The organism is Streptomyces halobius (assembly GCF_023277745.1).
Classification (GTDB): Bacteria; Actinomycetota; Actinomycetes; order Streptomycetales; family Streptomycetaceae; genus Streptomyces; species Streptomyces halobius.
This window is the reverse complement of record NZ_CP086322.1, coordinates 1,425,858-1,443,913: the sequence shown is the minus strand read 5'-3', so window position 1 is coordinate 1,443,913 and position 18,056 is coordinate 1,425,858. Positions and strand designations below refer to the sequence as shown.

General features: G+C 66.0%; 19 protein-coding genes. 15 read left to right on the top strand and 4 right to left on the bottom strand.

What is annotated here, in order from left to right:
- The 15 genes from K9S39_RS06945 to K9S39_RS06875 all read left to right on the top strand — a co-directional run bounded on the left by K9S39_RS06945 (position 1) and on the right by K9S39_RS06875 (position 16,794).
- The gene (locus K9S39_RS06945; RefSeq protein WP_248862447.1) at positions 1-4,944 is read left to right on the top strand and encodes an AAA family ATPase; all 4,944 of its coding nucleotides are present in this window, start codon (positions 1-3) and stop codon (positions 4,942-4,944) included.
- Positions 4,944-5,834 carry a hypothetical protein gene (locus K9S39_RS06940; protein ID WP_248862446.1) on the top strand — a complete coding sequence of 297 codons (891 nt, stop codon included), beginning with the start codon at positions 4,944-4,946 and terminating at the stop codon, positions 5,832-5,834. The genes K9S39_RS06945 and K9S39_RS06940 overlap by 1 nt, the downstream gene beginning before the upstream one ends.
- Before the next feature lie 3 nt (positions 5,835-5,837).
- Complete coding sequence (locus tag K9S39_RS06935) at positions 5,838-7,145, top strand: C40 family peptidase (protein ID WP_248862445.1); 1,308 nt, start codon at positions 5,838-5,840, stop codon at positions 7,143-7,145.
- A complete protein-coding gene (locus K9S39_RS06930) occupies positions 7,138-8,433 on the top strand; it encodes a hypothetical protein (RefSeq protein ID WP_248862444.1) in 1,296 nt (431 codons plus the stop codon). The genes K9S39_RS06935 and K9S39_RS06930 overlap by 8 nt, the downstream gene beginning before the upstream one ends.
- A 9-nt stretch (positions 8,434-8,442) precedes the next feature.
- Positions 8,443-9,594, top strand: coding sequence for a hypothetical protein (locus K9S39_RS06925; protein ID WP_248862443.1), 1,152 nt, complete (start codon positions 8,443-8,445; stop codon positions 9,592-9,594).
- A 141-nt stretch (positions 9,595-9,735) separates the two neighbouring features.
- On the top strand, positions 9,736-10,278 hold the full coding sequence (locus K9S39_RS06920) for a hypothetical protein (RefSeq protein ID WP_248862442.1): 543 nt from the start codon (positions 9,736-9,738) through the stop codon (positions 10,276-10,278).
- An 86-nt stretch (positions 10,279-10,364) separates the two neighbouring features.
- Complete coding sequence (locus tag K9S39_RS06915) at positions 10,365-11,306, top strand: N4-gp56 family major capsid protein (RefSeq protein WP_248862441.1); 942 nt, start codon at positions 10,365-10,367, stop codon at positions 11,304-11,306.
- Between the two features lie 2 nt (positions 11,307-11,308).
- Complete coding sequence (locus K9S39_RS06910) at positions 11,309-11,593, top strand: hypothetical protein (RefSeq protein WP_248862440.1); 285 nt, start codon at positions 11,309-11,311, stop codon at positions 11,591-11,593.
- 82 nt (positions 11,594-11,675) lie between these two features.
- Positions 11,676-11,837, top strand: coding sequence for a hypothetical protein (locus tag K9S39_RS06905; RefSeq protein WP_248862439.1), 162 nt, complete (start codon positions 11,676-11,678; stop codon positions 11,835-11,837).
- Positions 11,806-12,087 (top strand): hypothetical protein, encoded by a 282-nt coding sequence (locus K9S39_RS06900; protein WP_248862438.1) that lies wholly within the window; start codon positions 11,806-11,808, stop codon positions 12,085-12,087. Before K9S39_RS06905 ends, K9S39_RS06900 begins: the two co-directional genes overlap by 32 nt.
- Before the next feature lie 174 nt (positions 12,088-12,261).
- Positions 12,262-13,170 (top strand): phage adaptor protein, encoded by a 909-nt coding sequence (locus K9S39_RS06895; RefSeq protein WP_248862437.1) that lies wholly within the window; start codon positions 12,262-12,264, stop codon positions 13,168-13,170.
- An 83-nt stretch (positions 13,171-13,253) separates the two neighbouring features.
- Positions 13,254-14,384: an H-type lectin domain-containing protein gene (locus K9S39_RS06890; RefSeq protein ID WP_248862436.1), complete on the top strand. Its 1,131-nt coding sequence runs from the start codon at positions 13,254-13,256 to the stop codon at positions 14,382-14,384.
- 9 nt (positions 14,385-14,393) lie between these two features.
- A complete protein-coding gene (locus K9S39_RS06885) occupies positions 14,394-16,304 on the top strand; it encodes a hypothetical protein (protein WP_248862435.1) in 1,911 nt (636 codons plus the stop codon).
- Entirely contained in the window at positions 16,301-16,534 is a 234-nt protein-coding gene (locus tag K9S39_RS06880) for a peptidoglycan-binding domain-containing protein (RefSeq protein ID WP_248862434.1), read from the top strand. Before K9S39_RS06885 ends, K9S39_RS06880 begins: the two co-directional genes overlap by 4 nt.
- Before the next feature lie 2 nt (positions 16,535-16,536).
- Positions 16,537-16,794 (top strand): hypothetical protein, encoded by a 258-nt coding sequence (locus tag K9S39_RS06875; RefSeq protein WP_248862433.1) that lies wholly within the window; start codon positions 16,537-16,539, stop codon positions 16,792-16,794.
- A gap of 311 nt (positions 16,795-17,105) precedes the next feature.
- On the opposite strand, the gene K9S39_RS06870 is transcribed toward K9S39_RS06875, so the two are convergent.
- From K9S39_RS06870 to K9S39_RS06855, 4 genes are read right to left on the bottom strand one after another with little or no spacing between them, the layout of a single operon-like run.
- Positions 17,106-17,324 (bottom strand): hypothetical protein, encoded by a 219-nt coding sequence (locus tag K9S39_RS06870; protein WP_248862432.1) that lies wholly within the window; start codon positions 17,322-17,324, stop codon positions 17,106-17,108.
- Positions 17,321-17,551 carry a hypothetical protein gene (locus K9S39_RS06865; protein WP_248862431.1) on the bottom strand — a complete coding sequence of 77 codons (231 nt, stop codon included), beginning with the start codon at positions 17,549-17,551 and terminating at the stop codon, positions 17,321-17,323. The genes K9S39_RS06870 and K9S39_RS06865 overlap by 4 nt, the downstream gene beginning before the upstream one ends.
- Entirely contained in the window at positions 17,548-17,865 is a 318-nt protein-coding gene (locus tag K9S39_RS06860) for a hypothetical protein (protein WP_248862430.1), read from the bottom strand. The genes K9S39_RS06865 and K9S39_RS06860 overlap by 4 nt, the downstream gene beginning before the upstream one ends.
- Positions 17,816-18,055: a hypothetical protein gene (locus K9S39_RS06855; RefSeq protein ID WP_248862429.1), complete on the bottom strand. Its 240-nt coding sequence runs from the start codon at positions 18,053-18,055 to the stop codon at positions 17,816-17,818. Before K9S39_RS06855 ends, K9S39_RS06860 begins: the two co-directional genes overlap by 50 nt.
- Position 18,056 lies beyond the last annotated feature (1 nt).

Genomic DNA, 18,056 nt, shown 5'->3' with positions numbered 1-18,056 from the left:
ATGGGTAACTGGTTCACCGGCCTCCTGGACGACGTCTCCAACTTCTTCAACGACCTCGACCGGCTTGGAGGGCTCAACCCTCTCCACACCGAGGTGGAGTGGAAGGACAGCCAAGCGGTCCTTCAGGAAGAGGAGAGTACCCCCGGGGGTCTGGCTCTCACCCACTCCATGGAGTCGTTCTTCCAGGGGTGGAAGTACGTCCGGGACAACTACATCAGCCAGCCGCTGTCCACGACGATCCTGCATGGCGCGATTATGCGCGAGGAAGAGTGGAATCCTCTCTCGGCCGCACAGTGGTCCCGAGCCTGGCGCGCAGCTGAGCACATTTCGCCGACCCAGGCGTTCGGCCTCAGCGACGAGGAACGCATCAAGGCGATCGAGTCGCCGCCGGTCTACTACAAGCCCCCGGCCGGGCAACTACCGGCCGGCTTCGAGGACCTGCCCGAAGACGAGCAGCAGCGGTTCCTCAAGGAAGCGGGCATGCCCGCAATAGGCAGCGAGTTCGTGGAGCAGATGCGCGAAGACTCGTGGCTCTACAAGTACGGCACGGGTGTCGGCGACTTCGCGCTGGCATGGTTCGCCGACCCGCTGATCGTCGGCGGCAAGGTCGCTGGTGGCGTACGTGCGGCCAAAACGGTCAAGCGCCGCCCTGCGGGCGGCTGGTCGCCGGAGGAGATCGACAAGATCGTCAACAGCTCGCGCTTCGGGCAGCTGATCGACTTCCTTCAGAAGAACGCCGACAACGGGACGTTGGTCAACAACACGGACTTCGCGATGAAGACGATTGGCCCGCGCATGGGGGCGATCAACTCCGTCCTCAGGGGTCGGGAGGAGCGGTTCCTCTTCGCCCGGACCGGCATGGGCGACGTGCGCGCCATGCGGCAGCTGAAGAACTCCAATGCTCTCGCGCGTGCCCGCATGGAGTCCGATACCTCGCGTCTGGCGGCCATCGACGTCATGCACGCCCGCTATGCGGGCGCTCGCGATCCGCGCATGGCAGCGCTGGCAGAGAAAGAGATCGATCGGCTGAACGAGGCCATCGCCGCGGACACGGCGATGGTGCAACGCTACGAGCAGATCCTTCAGCACGCGGACGAGATCGACGAGATCCGCCTCTCGCGCTGGTCTTTCGCGCGCGCGGAGCAGCGCACCGAGGCACAACTCCAGTACCTGGCCCGACCTGCCCGCGGCGGCAAGGTGCGTCGGCAGTTCAAGGCCACCACCACACCGATGATCGGCCGGATAGACCCGGCAACGGGTCGACCGGCGACACGCGAAGTCGAGTCGGGCTTCGTCAAGACACGCCTGTGGGGCGTGAGCGACTTCTTCAGCACGCCCGTGACGGTGGTGCGGATGATGAAGAACGCCCACCCCAGCGGCTACATGGCCCTGGATCAGGGCGCATTCGCCGACGCCGCGAATATCACGGAGCTGCGCGCGCAGCTGGCCCGCATCCCCGGCCTGAAGGCCAAGCAGCGCGGCGACATGCTCAACCAGTACCTGAAGACGACCTCCGAAGCCGAGCGCAAGGACTTCCTGGAGCACATGAACCGCATGGCGACCGGCGCCATCGCGGCCAAGCATGGGCTCACAGCCAAGATCGGGCTGGAGATTTACGAGGCGCAGCGGCAGAAGCTCCTCGGCGAGGTCGACCGCATGCAGCAGTTCAGCGCTGCGGCGATGCCGCGTGAAGGCGCTCCGCCACTACGGGTGGACGTCTTCGATGCGGAGGGCGGTGTCAAGGTCGCCCCGCACACGGTCACCCGGATCATGCAGAGTCATGTCCTGCCGGACCTGGAGCAGTTCAACCGGGTCCTGTCGCGGCATGCCAGCGCACTGAAGGCCATCCGGGCGTCCCACGCCGGCAACCCGGACTGGATCCTCTCGGCCGGCGACTACCTGAATCACCTGTGGAAGTGGGCCACTCTCTTCCGGGTGGGCTACATCCCGCGGACCGTCGGCGACGATCTCGCGAGCCAGTGGGCGCGTCTGGGCACGGCCGCCATGGCGCTGCGCGCTGGGTATGGCGTAAAGAACGCGGTGACCAATCTCGCGCACCGCGAGCAGCGCACCTTCAACCAGCTGAAGGAGAAGATGCATGTCCAGGAGATGGAGTACGCCAAGGGCGAGTTGAAACTGATTGAGCCAGAGATGCGCAAGCTCGGCGGCCGGATGGCGGCCGAGAGGGCCATGCGGCGGCGTGACCTTCTTCAGGCGGAGAACCGCCTGGGTAAGGCGGAGGTGCGGCTGGAGAACCTCCCGGCCGACGCCACGCCCGCTCAGCGGCGGGCGGTGGAGCGGTTCGTACAGTCCAAGCGGAACGAGCTGGCCCGCGCCCGCGCTCGCGCGGAGAAGACGGTCTGGCCGGACAAGAACATCCGCTTGCGCGATCTGGAACTGAGGGCCGCCACGCTGGAGCACTTCCATAACCTCTCGGCCAGGGCTGCGGACGAGGCACTCCAGAAGCAGCAGAAAGTCTTTCAGGGCGCCAATGCCGTCAAGGTCGGGGATGTGGTCTTCCCGGCCGCCTTCGGCGGTCAGCGCGGTGACTACTTCATGAAGCGCATCAGCCCGGACACGGCGTACGACCAGCTCTTCCGTACGCCGAAGGACCTGATGCATGCCAACTTGATGCGCAGCTTCGACCACGGCGCCCGTCCGATCTCGGCGGTCGATGATCCGGTCAAGCATGCGGATGCGTGGACGCACGCGATCAACGCGCAGATCGCCCAGGACAAGATGCAGCGCATGCTCGTGGCTGGCCGCCCTGAGGAGGAGGTCGTGCAGTGGCTGAAGGCCACCCCTGAGGGCAAGGCGTACTGGAAGCGGCTCGGTCGGGAGAACAGCAGCACCCCTGAGGAGGTTGTGGCCAAGGGGCGCTTCGAGGTGGACGAGTACCTGCCGCTGCCGGAGATCCGCGCCCAGGCGCTCACTCCTGAGGGGGTATCCCCGGAGTCCCTGACGAAGGCGATCCCGAAGGTCACGCACCGCCCGGTGGTCCACATGGCCAATGTGGGCAATGTGCCGCTGGTGCAGCTGCAAACCGTGGACCGGATCATGCAGTTTTGGTACAAGTGGTTCGTCACGCAGCCCTCGAAAACCTTCTCCCGGCACCCGCTGTTCAATCAGCTCTACGAGGGCCACCTGAAGACGATCACGGCTCAGCGCGAGCTTCAGGGCGCGAAGGTCACGGTTAAAGACGTCGACCAGATCACCGAGGCGTCCCGTCGGCTGGCCGAGCGTGACATGAAGCGCCTGGTCTTCGACATCGCGCACCGCAGCGATGCGGCTGCCGCCCTGCGGTTCGCCATGCCGTTCTTCTCTGCGACTGCCGAGTCTTTCCAGCGTTGGGGTCGGGTGATTGCGGACAAGCCGGAGACCGTCGGTTACGCGGCCAACTTCTACAACGCCCCTGCTTACATGGGACACCTTCAGGATCAGGAGGGCAACCGGATCTTCCCGGACGGGACGGTCGTCACGATCGATCCCAAGACCGGCAAGGCGGTGAAGAAGCTCGCACCGAAGGCGGACCGCTGGATCGTCGGCCGCATGCCGGACTGGCTGATCGACTCGCCGATCGGCGTCATGTTCGGCGTGGAGCGCTCCAGCGGCAACTTCACACTCTCGCAGAACTCGATGAACGTCGTCACGCAGGGAGACCCGTGGTACTCGCCCGGCTTCGGCCCGATCGTGCAGATCCCGGTCAACGAGTTCGTGAAGGACATGCCCGAGCAGGCCGAGGTGGCGAGGCATCTGGGCGTCCTGCCGTTCGGTCCGGCCACCGACGGGACTCTGCCGGGCCGGGCGCTGCGCGCTGTGGCACCGGCGACGGTGCGGAACTTCCTGACGGCCTTCGACACCTCGGATCACCGGTACCAGCAGGTCAAGATGCAGATCCTGCAACGAGCCATCTTCGAGCACGAAGAGCATGGCAAGCCGATGCTCACCCCGCAGGAGATCGCCGATCGGACTCGGAACTACTGGTTCTTCTCGGCCGGCTCAGCCTTCCTTCAGCCGATGGCGACCAAGAAACGGGACGCCTATCAGTTCTGGCGGGACCAGTATCGGAACCTTCAGCGGGCGAACCCCAAGACCGCCGACCAGGAGTTCTTGAACCGGTTCGGCGAGGAGTACTTCCTCTTCGCCCAGTCCATGTCCAAGAACGTGGCAGGCATCCAGGCCACCAGGAAGGCCGTGGAGCTGTCCAAGGAGTACGCCGACGTCCTGGCGGAGTTCCCAGAGCTGGGGCCGCTCATCATCGGCCCCGAGGGCAACGGGCCGTTCTCGCCGGAGGCGTACGCCTACCAGCTCAACACTCCGCTCGTGCCGGGCGACGCCGAGAGCCAGCGGCGACGCTTGTCGGCGGAGGAGGCGATCGAGGAGAACGAGCGACGTAAGGGCTGGGCGAAGTTCAGCCAGGTGATGAACTGGATCAATCACGAGCTGGTGAAGCAAAACCTGCCCAGCTTGGAGGCTGAGGGGGCCGAGAGGCTGGCGCTAGTGAAGAAGGCGCTCGTCATGGCGCTAGGCGACCCCACCATGCCGAAGGGCGAGGAGAACCCGAACTACAACGAGCAGTGGAGCGAGGACTACTACAGCCTCGATGCGAAGAAGTACGACCGCATGATCCCCAGGCTAGGGAAGGTCGCGGCGGGCGTCTTGAAGAAGGATCCCGAGCGCGGCGACATGCGCCACCTCCTCATGTACCTGGAGGGTCGGAAGTACTTCGTCGAGACGCTGAAGCAGCGCCCCTTCAAGACGCTCGGAGCCAGGGCGAACACCGACCTGCGCCGGGCATGGACCGGCTTTGTCGGCAGCCTCACGGAGAAGAACACTGACTTCGGGGACCTGCACAGCCGCTATCTCTCGCGGGACCTCGGGGTCGATATAGACGAAGAGGTCGAGCTGATGACGCTGGCAGAGGAAGAGGAGGCTGCGGTCTGATGGCGCTGGCAAAGAAGAGCGAGGAGCCCCCGGACTGGCTCAAGCCCTACATCGAGGCCATTCAGGGCGAGGGTGGTGGCGGTGGCGGGGCGAGGTCCCGTTACGCCGGCCCGGTCTACATGGGCCGGATCAAGCAGCCCAGCGCCCCCCACCTTGGCTCTGGTCAGGTGGCGCCCCTGCGCTCGGGAAACCGGTGGGTCGACGGCGAGGACGCCGAGGTCGAGTACAACAACTGGAACGAGAAGAAGCGCAAGGACTTCATCGCGCAGGCCAAGATCGCCGGACTGATCCCCGCTGACGGCGGGGAGGTGGAGGGCGGCCGGATCTGGCGCGAGCTGGTGAAAGAAGCCAGCTACTTCGGCAAGAACAAGAAGAACAAGGTCTCGCCCTGGGACATCCTCTCCGGCTACGTGAAGTCCAAGGGCGGGCCAGGGGCTGCCTGGCAGCCCGACCCGTCCAACCCGGACTTCGAAGTCAACGCCCTGACCGGCGAGCGCCGCTATATCGGTCCACGGTTTAAGACCACGACCCAGAAGACCGTCGACTTCTCCGACCCGGCCACGGCCGCAGCCGTCGCTACGCGCGCCTTTCAGGACTTGATGGGCCGGGACCCCGGCAAGGGCGAGCTGGCGCGCTTCGCCGACGCCCTGCATGCCGCCGAGGCGAAGTCGCCGATCATGACCACCACGACGACCGAATACGACCCGACCACCGGTGAGGCGCTCGGGCAGACCTCCACGAGCGAGGGCGGCTTCGACGCTGCGGCCAAGGGTTTCCTGGCTGAGCAGCGCGTGAAGGGCACTGAGGAGTACGGCGTGGTGCAGGCCGCGACGACCTACCAGAACGCCCTGGAGAACGCGATCTGGGGCGCTCCGGAGCTGGGGGAGTAGGCCATGCCCACGGCAGCCGAGATTGTCAACAGCGCCCGCCAGGCGCTGGGCACAAAGTACGTCTGGGGCGGAAATAGCCTGACCAGGGGCGTGGACTGCTCCGGCCTGGTGCAACAGGTCTTCCTCCAGCACGGCATCGCGCTGCCACGCGTGACGTACGACCAGATCAACACGGGACACAGCGTGCCCATAGACAAGCTGTACGCCGGTGACCTGGTCTTCTTCGACACCGACCGCAAGCGCCAGGGCCCCGATCACGTCGGCATCTACCTGGGGAGCGGGAAGTTCATCCACGCCCCACGGCCGGGCCAGTCGGTCAAGATCTCCTCGCTGGCCGACTCCTACTACCAGGACCGCTGGATGGGCGGGCGGCGCGTCCAGGGCGTTACCGGCGGTGGCGCCGTCTCCATGGACGGCCTGGATGTTGCCCAGCCCAAGTTGGAGTCCACTGAGCTGGCCGAGCGCTACGGCATGAGCTACGCCTTCTTCAAGAGCGAGCCGGAGTTGATGAAGCTGCTCAAGGAGGCGACCAGGGAGCAGTGGACCGCCGACCGGTTCACTGGGTCCCTGAAGAGCACGAAGTGGTGGCGCGAGAGCAGTAAGAGCGCCCGTGAGGCGCAGGTTCTGGCCAAGACTGACCCGGCTACCTTCAAGGCGCAGCTCTCGGCTCAGCGGGTGATGATCCAGCAGGCTGCGGTCAAGCTGGGCGCGATCCTGACGAACAGGCAGCTGGACAAGGCCGCTCGCGACAGCCTGGCCTACGCCTGGAACGAGGAGAAGCTCCAGAGCTTCCTTGGTGGATACATCAAATTCACCGAAAATCATTCGCTGCTGGGCATGGCGGGCACCGCGGCCAAGCAGATCGCCGGGATGGCCTACGACGCGGGCGTGCGTGTCTCGGAGCAGGCGGTCAAGAACTATGCCCAGTACGTCGTCAAGGGCGTCAGCTCGATGGAGGACGTGCAGACCGAGATCCGCCAGCAGGCGGCTGGGGCCTACCCGGCCTTCGTGGAGCAGATCGAGGCCGGTGCCTCGGTGCGCGACATCGCGCAGCCCTACATCCAGATGATGTCCGAGGAGCTGGGCATCCCGGATACCGACATCGACCTGTTCACCCCGCAGGTGAAGGACGCGATGGGTCGGCGGGACGACAAGGGCAATCCGTCGCCGATGAACCTCACCGACTTCCGGGTCCTGGTCCGTAAGGACCCCCGCTGGAAGCAGGCTCCGACGGCCATCAACCAGGCCATGCAGGTCGGCCGTCAAGTGCTCGCGGACATGGGGCTCGCCCCGGAGGTGAGTCGTGGCTAGTGGGCCGGCCTTCGAGGCGTTCCTGTGGAGCCTCACGCAGCAGGAGTCGGGCGGCAACTACCGGGCTGTCGGTCCGCCCACACCCTACGGACGCGCCTACGGCCGCTACCAGGTGCTGGCGCCCAACGTGGGCCCGTGGACGGTAAAGCACTACGGCCGACGCCTCACCCCGCAGCAGTTCCTCAACAACCGAGCCGCCCAGGACGCGGTCGTACGGGGCGTGCTGGGCGGTTACTACGACCGGTACGGCGCCCGCGGGGCGGCGTCCATGTGGTACTCGGGTCAGCCGAACTGGCGCAAGACCTACGGCCATCCGCCCGTCTACCAGTACGTCAACTCGGTGATCAACCGCGCCTCCCGCTACCCCGGGGGCAGCACCACTCCATACAGCGGGCGCGGATCGACCTACCAGGTAGCAGCAGCGAGGCCGAAATTGACCAAGAGCGAGCGAGCAGAGCAGTACGGCCTGTCCATGCGACTGATCAACTCCAGCAAGGAGCTGCGGCGCCTGTTCGGCAAGGCCGTGGCGGGCAGCTGGAGCGCGAACCGCTTCACGGCCGCGCTGAAGACCACCAGGTGGTGGAGGCGGCAGTCCTCCACCCTGCGCAAGTACGTCACGCTCAAGCAGACCGACCCGGCCACCTGGAAGCAGAACCGCTCCAACTCCCGCGCCAAGATCCGGCGTCTGGCCGCCCAGGTCGGCGTCGACGTGGGCAAGATGCCGGGCTGGCTGTACCGGGATGCGGTCTACTACGACCTGGCGCTGGGCTGGAACGACGCCCGGCTCAAGGACTGGCTGGGCTCGAAGGTCAAGGTCCACGGCGGCAAGATGCTCGGCGAGGCCGGCGAGGCGTTCGACGCGCTGCACGAACTGGCCTACCTCAACGGCGTGAAGTACAGCACGAGCTGGTACGCGACACAGGCTCGGAAGATCGCGAAGGGCACTTCCACGCTCCAGAACCAGGAGAACAAGATCCGGCGGCAGGCCGCCGCCACCTACAAGGCGTACGCCGCGCAGATCAAGGCAGGCATGAACGCGCTGGACCTGGCCGCGCCGTACATCAAGAGCGTCTCGGAGATCCTGGAGATCCCCGAGACCGACATCGACCTGTCCAACAACTTCGTCTACAACGCCATGGCGGGCGGGCATGCCGGGGCCAACTTCCCTTTGTGGGAGTTCGAGCGGATTGTCCGCAAGGACCCGCTCTGGAAGAAGACCAACAATGCCCGCGAGGCGGCCTTCGGCGTAGCCCATCAGGTGCTGCGTGATTTCGGAATGGCGTACTAGGAGGGTCCGATGACAACGCCGTACATCCCGCCGGAGTTCCAGGAGGACATCACTCCGGACCCGCCGGACCGCTCCCAGGACATCGCCAGGTCCAGGGCCGAACTGGCCAAACGGAAGATGCTGAGCGACAGGTACGAGGCGACACTCGCGGACTACCAGAAGGCCCTCAGGAAGAGGGGCCTCAAGGCGTCGACCAGGACTTACTACGCCCGGCGGGTCAGCGCCATCCGGAGGGCACTGGATGCCGCAGAGGAGGGGCAGGCATTCGCCCAGAGGCGGGTGTACGAGACCGCCGGTCAGTGGGACAAGCTCCTCAAAGGCGAGCACCGCAACGCCTATCACGCGCTGAACGCCATGTTCACCCAGATGGGCCTGGGCAGCCTGTCCGGCAAGATCTTCCAGTACATCGAGGAGGGGTACGGGGCCGACACGATCGCCCTGCTGCTTCAGGACACCCCGGAGTACAAGCAGCGTTTCGCAGGCAACGAGGCCCGCCGTAAGGCGGGGGTCGCCGTCCTGAGCCCGGCGGAGTACCTGGCGACGGAGTCCGCTTACCGGCAGATCCTGAGCAACGCTGGGCTGCCCAAGGGCTTCTACGACAACCCAGCCGACTTCACGAACTGGATTGCCGGCGACGTCTCGCCGACAGAGATCAAGGGCCGGGTGGACCTGGCCGTGGCGGCCACCACCCAGGCCAACCCGGCCTTCAAGGACGCGCTTCGCCGGATGTACGGGGTGGACCAGAGCCACCTCGTGGCCTACTTCCTGGACCGCAACAGAGCCCTGCCGATCCTTCAGAAGCAGGCCACCGCCGCCGAGATCGGTGCCGCGGCCATTCAGCGCGGCTTCCGCCCCTCGATTTACGCCGAGGCGTTCGCGACCGAGGGCGTCACGCGCGAGCAGGCGCAGGCCGGCTACGCGCAGTTGGCCGAGACCTTCCAGCCGATGCAGGCCATCGCCCGCCGTTTCGGACTGACCTGGACTCAGGAAGAGGCTGAGCGGGATGTATTCGAGCCGGGCCTGGCGCCCGGCGGTACGCCGTTCACCGCGGAATCGGTAACCGAGAAGCGCAAGCGCCTCGCCTCGCAGGAGCGGGCCCTGTTCCGCGGCCGTCAGGGCGCCTCTGCGGGCGGCTTGTCCCAGCCGTACAGGCAGACCTGATAAATTCGCCATTTTGGACAAGTGGAAGTACATTCCGCTCCAGATGGACCGACCGGCCCCATCTCAGGCGAAGTCCGGCAGTGGAGCGCGAACCCGAGTCCCCGGCGGGTGAGCTGGCCGCGAAGAGATACGGGAGTGGCAGTGAGCGAGTACGACCTCGGCTATTACGGCGACCCGGGCGATAGCTCGGCGTCTGAGGAGCAGCAGGCCCAGCAGCAGGGACCCAAGTGGTTCCGCGACTACATGGCCAACGCCTCCAAGCAGATGAAGTCCATGGAGGAGGAGCTGAAAGCCCTCCGGTCCAAGGATCGCCAGAACGCGCTGGTCGAACAGTTCAAGGCCAAGGGTTACGCCCCCGGCGCAGCGACGCTGTACCAGGGCGAGCCCGAGCAGCTGGACGACTGGCTGAAGGTCCACGGCGATGCGCTGGCCAAGCTGCCGTCCGCCCCCAGCGAGGGTGGCGCAGGCAATGGCGAGGAGCAGCCTCCGCAGGGTCCTCCGGCCTCAACCGTTCCGGCTGAGGGTCAGGAACAGATGCGGCTCATGCAGGAAGCCGGTACCTCGGGTGCCGCGGCTCCGCAGGGGACCGAAGTCGAGCTGGTGAACCGCCTGAAGCAGGCGGGTCCTGACGAGTTCGCCAAGATCATGGCGGCCAACGGAAACCGGTACGACTGGAACCGCTGAGTCCTCACCCTCTCCCCCGATCCCTTCGGCATCCCCGCATAGGGGGGTGAGAGGCCATGGTTAATAGCTTTACCGACATTGCAGCGATGTCCAATGCCGTCCAGACGGCATACGACAAGCGCTTCGAGTTCGAGCTTCGCTCCCAGCCCCTGTTCCGCGCCTTCGCGGACAAGCGACCGGTCGACATGACGTCGCCCGGCTCCACGGTCACGCTGGAGATCTTCGTCGATCTCGACGAGCAGACCGCGACGCTCACCGAGACCGTCGACCCGGACGCGGTCGCCATCGGCAACCCGACCACGGTCAGCATCGTGCTGAACGAGTACGGCAACCCGGTGCTCCGCACCCGGAAGCTCCAGCTGTTCTCCCTGACCGACGTCGACCCGGCGATTGCGAACATGATCGCCTACAACGCGGCGACCTCCATCGACACAGTGGTGCAGACCGAGATCCGCGGCGGGTCGAACCTGATCCAAAAGCTCGGCGGCACGGTCAGTTACATCACCAACTCCGACGGCGCCACGCTGGCCACCTCGATGACGGCCACCGACGACTTCGACTCGTCCATCGCTCGCCTGGCCGTGGCGAAGCTGCGGACGCAGCTGGCGGTGCCCAAGCGTGACTATCTGTACGGCTGTGCCATTCACCCGGAGGTCTCGCACGACCTTCGTGCGGAGACTGGCGCTGCGGGGTGGCGTGAGCCGCACAACTACTCGGCAGTCGGGAACATCTGGGCCGGTGAGCTCGGCGTCTACGAGGGCGCGTTCTACATCGAGTCCCCGCGTTGCTTCAACGCCGTCGATGCTGGCACCGGCGACAACACCGTGCGGCGCTTCCGCAGCTACTTCTGCGGCCAGCAGGCGTTGGCTGAGGCCGTCGGCGAGGAGTTCCACGTCGTGGCCGGTCCCGTGGTCGACAAGCTGGCTCGGTTCCGGCCACTGGGCTGGTATGGCGTGGCCGGTTGGAAGCGCTACCGCGAGGAAGCGCTGATCCGCGTCGAGACCACCAGCACGATCGACAGCGCCTGATCGTGGCTGACTTCCTCTTCACGACGCCGGCCGTCGCCGAAGGTCCGGCGTCGTGGGGGGACCCCCTGTTCGTCCGAGTCACCCTGGATCGGGGGATCACGATCCTGAACAACGGCGGCGTCTACACCGCCGTCCGTTTCCCCACTCAGGGCGTCGGCGGCGAGATCGACACGGCAGACGTCGTCTACATGGGCGGCCATGAGTACGTGGTCTCTCAGGCCACCAAGGACGCGCTGGTTGAGGCGGACATCGGCGTCACCGAAGCCAACTTCGAGGAGATCACCTGATGCCTGGCAAGCCCTACAGCAAGGCCGAGGAGAAGGCCATGGCCAAGAAGAAGCCCGCCAAGCCCAAGGGCGGTGGCTACCGATGAAGAACCCCGAGCCGACCGGCGGCGCCGGCAACAAGCAGCTGACCAACCAGGACGAGGCGGAGATCCTCAAGCGCTCCGCCGTCCTGCCCTCGCGCGCCGAGGGCAAGCAGGAGCAGGAGTTCCACCGTGTGCCGAACTGGCTGCCCCGCACCCGGTAGTCACCGGACCTGGGGCGAATGCGCCCGCGCCGCGCACCTGCGCGTCGCCTACTGCGGCATCGGTGGCGGCGACGCCACCGCCCAGAAGAAGTGGGACGGCGAGCTGGAGGCGTACCGCAAGGCGCGCAAGGAAGGCATCCGGCCCGGCGGGACCCGGATGCGCAAGATCGAAGAGGCCAGGCGCCTCTCGGATGAAGCCGGGGCCGCCTACGGCCGTGACTTCTCCAAGGCCGAACCGCTGGAGGCGTGATGGCTTCTCAGGAAGTTGCAACGGTGCCAACGGGCACTCTTTTCGCCTCCCTCAATGCAGCCACCGGAATAGGCGCGGGCACCTCGCGCGACGTCACCGGCGCTCGTCTCTACGCCCGGGACGTGCGCGTAACGGGCTCCCCGACCGTTACCGCCGTAGTCCTGGCGGCCTGACATGCCTACTTTCGATCAACTCGTCACGCGCGTGCGTCAGCAGCTCCGGGGCTACACCAAGGACCAGGAGGCCCTTGGTGAGCTGGCTGTTGCCATGACCTCCGGCGACACCTCGTTCACGGTGGACACCGACACGGTGGACAACCTCAGCCGTGGCCTGGTGGAGATCGACGATGAGCTGATCCTGGTCAAGACCTTCGACCGGACCACGGGCGTGGTCTCGGTGATGGGCCTGGCCAACGGCCGCGGAGCGGAGGGCACCACGGCCGCGGCGCACGCCGTGAACTCTCTGGTGACCTCCTCGCCGGCCTATCCCCGGGCGCGGGTCAAGGAGGCCATCAACGACACGATCCTGGCCCTGTATCCGGATCTGGTCGTCTTCGACACCACCGAACTGACGCGGGTCGCGGTGCAGTTCGAGTACGAACTGCCCGCCGACGTGGCGGACGTCTGGTACGTCACCGGCGAGCTGATCGGCCCGACCAAGGTCTGGCAGCCGCTGCCGAACTGGCGGTTCAACCCCAGGGCCGCCACGAGCGACTTCCCTACCGGCAAGAGCCTTCAACAGCTCGACGGCGTGGTCCCAGGCCAGAAGGTCCGGGTCGTCTACGCCAAGGAGCCGACCGTGCTCAGCGCCGGAGCTGACGACTTCGCGACCGTGACCGGCTTCCCGGACCGGGTCAGCGATGTCGTGGTGTGGGGCACCTGCGCCCGCCTGCTGCCCGCGGCCGAGTCGGCCCGGCTCCAGCAGCAGGCCATCGAGGCCACCGAGCGGGCGGTTCTGGTGCCGCCGCAGTCGGCGGTCAAGACGGCCCAGTACTACCAGGCGCTGTACTACCAGCGCCTGGAGGAGGAGCGGCGGCGCATGTTCCACGACATTCCGAACTTCGCGACCTTCCAGGGGTCCTGATGGCCAACGCGTTCTTCTACAGCAACACGGCCGTCGAGACGGCCCTGTCCGGCTCCATCTCCAACAGCGCCACAAGCATGACGGTGGACGCCACCACCGGATTCCCGGCGTCCTTCCCCTACATCCTCGCCGTGGACTGGGAGGGGACCACCGAGGAGCTGGTGAAGGTCACCGCCGCCTCCGGCACCACGCTGACGATCGAGCGCGCCTTCGGCGGCACCAGCGCCCAGAGCCACAGTCTGGGCGCTGTGGTGCGGCACGTCTACAACGCGCAGGACGCGACGGATTTCCGCACCCATGAGGATGCCACCGGGGCCGTGCATGGCCTGACCGGCGACATTGTGGGCACCTCCGACACTCAGACCATCTCCAGCAAGACCTTCACCTCGAACATCCTCTTCAACGACTCCCCGGAGTTCGAGGGTGGAGCGGTGGGCAACGCGATCATTCGTGGTCGGGTCGCGGGAGATGCCAATCCGCGGTACGCGGTAATCGCTGACGGCGGGACCGCCTGGGGGGACGGCACCAATCCTGTCGATGTCGAGCTGTTCCGGAATGACGTCGATGTGCTGGCCACCAAGGACACCTTTCGCGTCTTCCGGTCTGCTGTTGGCGAGAACGCGCATTCGGTCCGTGTTACAGGTGACGTAGCCTCCCGGCTGTTGATAGCCGCCGACGGCAAGGTGCTCTGGGGTGATGGCACTAACCCTCAAGATGTCGAGCTGTTCCGGGACGCCGTCGATGTGCTGGCGACCAATGACCTTTTCCGCGTCTACCGGTCCGTTGTTGGCGACAACGCCGTCTCGGTGCGCCTGGTCGGTGACGCCGCCTCGCGGCTGCTCGTCAACGCCGACGGTAAGACGTTTTGGGGCGATGGCACGAATACCGTCGACACCAACCTCTATCGCTCCGCGGCCAACACCCTCAAGACTGACGACACGTTCCTGGCCGCCAACATGCGTGCCGGGCGGGCCCAGACCCCAACTCCAGGTGCATCCCCGGCTCAGACCTCTGTGGCCGTGACGTTCACCACCGCCATGGCCGGGACGCCTCGGATCACTGCCACGCCGAACAGCGTGAGCACGGACCTGAACAACTCCAATATCCGTTGGGCCATCGCGGGGGAGTCCGCCACCGGCTTCACGATCAACTGCTGGCGTGACACCGATGCAGCCACCAACTTCGACTGGATTGCGATCTCCGACACGGAGTGAGGAGCTGATATGGCAGGCAGCATCGTCACCCGGCTCCCGTTCCCCTTCTCGGGGCGAACGGTCGCCGGTGCTGCCACCTACGCCCTGAAGGACGTCCGCTATGACGTCGCCATTGGCGGCATCCCGTTCCTGACTGCCATCAGCGACGAGCGTCCGATGACGCGCGAGCTGGCGCAGACCCAAAGGGAGCAGTTCGACAACTCGCGCAATCCAGGCGAGCAGTCGCTCGCCGACTGGTGGCTGAGGTCGCAGTCGACCTTCGTGGGCGGCGCCGGCCTGCTCTACCAGGACCCGGACGTCAGCAACGAGTTCGCCATCCGGTTCGGCGAATCCGTCGGCGTGAACCCGTGGGTCAACGGCTCGCTCACGATGCTGCGCTCCACGGCAGTGGACATCGCCGATGCCACCGTCAACCCGCACTTCGTGCTCGGCTGGGACAACGCCGGGACCGACAGCTACTGGTCGGGCGTCGCCACGACCCTGAAGTCCTCGGATGGCACGACCATCACGTGGGGCGGCGTGGAGACGATCCGGTCCCTGGCGAGCGACGGCACGAACTACTACGTCGCCGACCTGAACAACGTCTACAAGGGCGCAGGTACGGGTAATGGTGCCGCCTGGACGGCTACAGGCACTACGAACGCCCTGGTGCGCTGGGTCAAGGGCCGCATCATGATCGCCCTGGACCATCAGGTCTATGAGGCGGACGCAGCCGGGGTGAAGACCCTGCGCTTCACCCATCTGAACTCTGCCTGGACATGGACGGACTTCGCCGAGGGCACCAACGCCATCTATGCGAGCGGCTTTGCCGGCTCGCAGTCCTCCATCTACAAGTTCGAGCTGGACGCCACCGGCGACGTGCCGACGCTCACCACCGGTGGCGTGCTCACTGCCCAGCTGCCGCATGGCGAGGTCGTGCACAGCCTGCTGGGCTACCTCGGCACCTTCGTGGGCATCGGCACGAACAGAGGGTTCCGTGTCGGCCAGATCGACGACAACGGCGACATCGCGTACGGCCCGCTGCTGTTCGCCACCGAGGGGCCCGTCCGCTCCATCGCGGCCTTTGACCGGTTCTTCTTCGTGGCTGCCGAGAACTCCATCGACGGCAGCAGCGGTCTGTACCGGGTCGACCTCGGCCAGCCGATCCAGACCGGGGATGTCACTCCGGGCATCCGCTTCGCCTACGCCACCGACCTCCAGTCCGGCGTCTCCGGCGAGGTCGACTCGGTCACCAACTTCGGCAACTCCGACCGGATGGTCTTCACCGTGCGTGCCTCCGGCTCGTACCTGGAGAGTGCCGGTGAGCTGGAGACCAGCGGTACCTTCACCACGGGTCGCGTGCGTTACAACACGCTGATCAAGAAGATCTTCAAGTTCTTGAGCGTGAAGACGCCGGACGACCTGGCGGGTTCGCTCACGGCGAGCATCATCGACCCCGGCGGGGGCGAGACGTCCGTTATCACGATCTCTCAGGGCGGCTCCGCCCAGATCGAGAATGTGCTCCTCCAGTCGCCGGCCACGGCCGTGGAATGGATCCAGCTCAAGCTGACCTTCAATCGGTCCACGGTGGATACGGCCACCGGTCCGGAGGTCAACGGCTGGCAGTTCAAGGCCCTGCCGGGCGAGGTCAAGCAGCGGATCTTCACGATCCCGCTGGCCTGCTTCGACAAGGAGAAGGACGTCCATGGCCAGTTGGTGGGCTTCGAGGGTCGCACCAGGGCCCGCCTGGAGGGCTTCGAGGAGCTGGCTCAGGCCGGGGACGCCGTGCAGTTCCAGGATCTCTACAACGGCCTGTCCTATCTCGTCCTGATCGACGAATACCAGTTCGAACAGAAGGCGAATCCGGGCCTGAACGGCACCAACTACGGCGGCTACCTGTACGTGAAGCTGCGGACCATCGCGGATGTGATCACGGCATGAGTGAGTGGCTGCCGCGGGACATCTTCCGCCCGGTCAGCGAGGCCGAGCGCGAGGCCGTACGCACGGCCCAGCGCGCCTTGAACCTGGACGTCACCGGCGAGATGGATGCGGCCACACAGGCCGGCCTGCGGGGCGTCCAGTACGTGTTCGGACTCCCGGTCACGGGATGCCTCGATCGGGCCACAGCGGAGCGTCTGGACCGTCTGCGGCCCCCGTCTCTGAAGGAATAAAGATGAACGACAAGATGGTGCAGGTGGCGGTGTTCGCCATCTCCGTGGTCGGCTACGTGGCGCTGGCCCTGAAGGACCAGGCCACCGCCGAATACGTGGCCCTGGTGGGCCCCGTCCTGGGTGCGGCGTTCCTGATGAGCCACCTCAAGCAGCAGGACCGGGTCCTGGGCGAGATCCACGAGAACACCAACGGTGTGCTGGATGCCCGGATCAAGGCAGCGGTGCGCGCGGCCCAGCAGGATGTCAGCGGGACAGAGTAGGGTGGCTGCCCCCTCTGAGAACAGGCAGCAGCGCCTTCCTTGGTGACAGGCAAAGGAAGGCCCCTGAACCGCAACTCAGGGGCTTTCCTTCATCCTCCGCGTGGACAGGGTTTCCACGGCGCGTTCGATCCTGGAGCACCCGGGCGCTGCGCACCGGGGAGCTGGGGGCCCCGGCGGGCAGCCAAGGGAGAGGGCCCGCCGGGGGCGGCTTCGAGGTCCCTGTTCCGGATGATCAGTCCGGCGGGGGGATCAGCCCCAAGACCCCTGGAGAGGAAGCCGACGCCCCCCATGGTGGCACACCGTCGGCCGATTTAGGAGACCACGGTCTCCGTGATTGTGATGCTGCGCTCGAAGACCTTGACGATCTTCACGGTGCCGCGCATGAGCACCAGCCCGTCGACGGTCGGGGCGAACTTCGCGACCACCGCTTCCGCGGTCTCAATGTTGGGGAACTCGTAGTTCCCCAACTCGTCCGGGTACGTCCTGGCCCCGTCCTTGGCCGCGACGCACCACCATTCACGGTCCTTCATTCCTGCTCCCTTCCGGGGGCGATCCGGTTTGCAAGATCGTCCAGAACGTAGTTCACGTGCTCCTCGGCCTCGCCGACCGGGTTGGGCACCTTCGCTGCCCTGATCTTCTCCGCGATCTTCTCCGCCAGCTCGTGGGCGTAGGCGTCGATGAACTCGCCGATGCTCTCGTGATCGGCCTCGGTGGGATGCCCCTCAAAGATGTTGATCAGGTCGTCCCGGGCGCTCACACCTCACCTCCGTCCTCGATCAGCTCGACCTCGCCCGTCCAGCGCTCGGGCGGGTCCGGCTTGGCGTACCTCTTCCAGCCGTTGGTGGTGACAGCCTCAGCCTGAGGCTCTGGCCTTTTCGGGTAGGGCCAAGTGTCCGGCGAAGCCCCCACGGGCTCCGGCCTCGGCTCGCCCTCCACGAGGGCGACGATCCGCTTCAATTTCGCCACAAGCGTCTCCTCGGAGTCCTGCTCCGAGAGCACTACGCTCGTCTCGACCAGATCGTCACTCAGCTCGAACTTCACGGGCGTCCTGCTCTTCAGCTTCAGCGCCACCGGGGATCGCCTCCTCTCGCCTGTAGTCCCAGTTCTCGGTCAGCCAGCGGTCGTACAGCCGCTGGAGTTCGATCTCGCATACGCCGATCAGGTCGTCGTGCGTACGGTCGTAGTCGGGGTCATCGAGCAGCTTCTCCAGCCCGGCCCTGATCAGTTGCCGGGCGTCAATCTCGGTCGGCGTCTCCGCCATC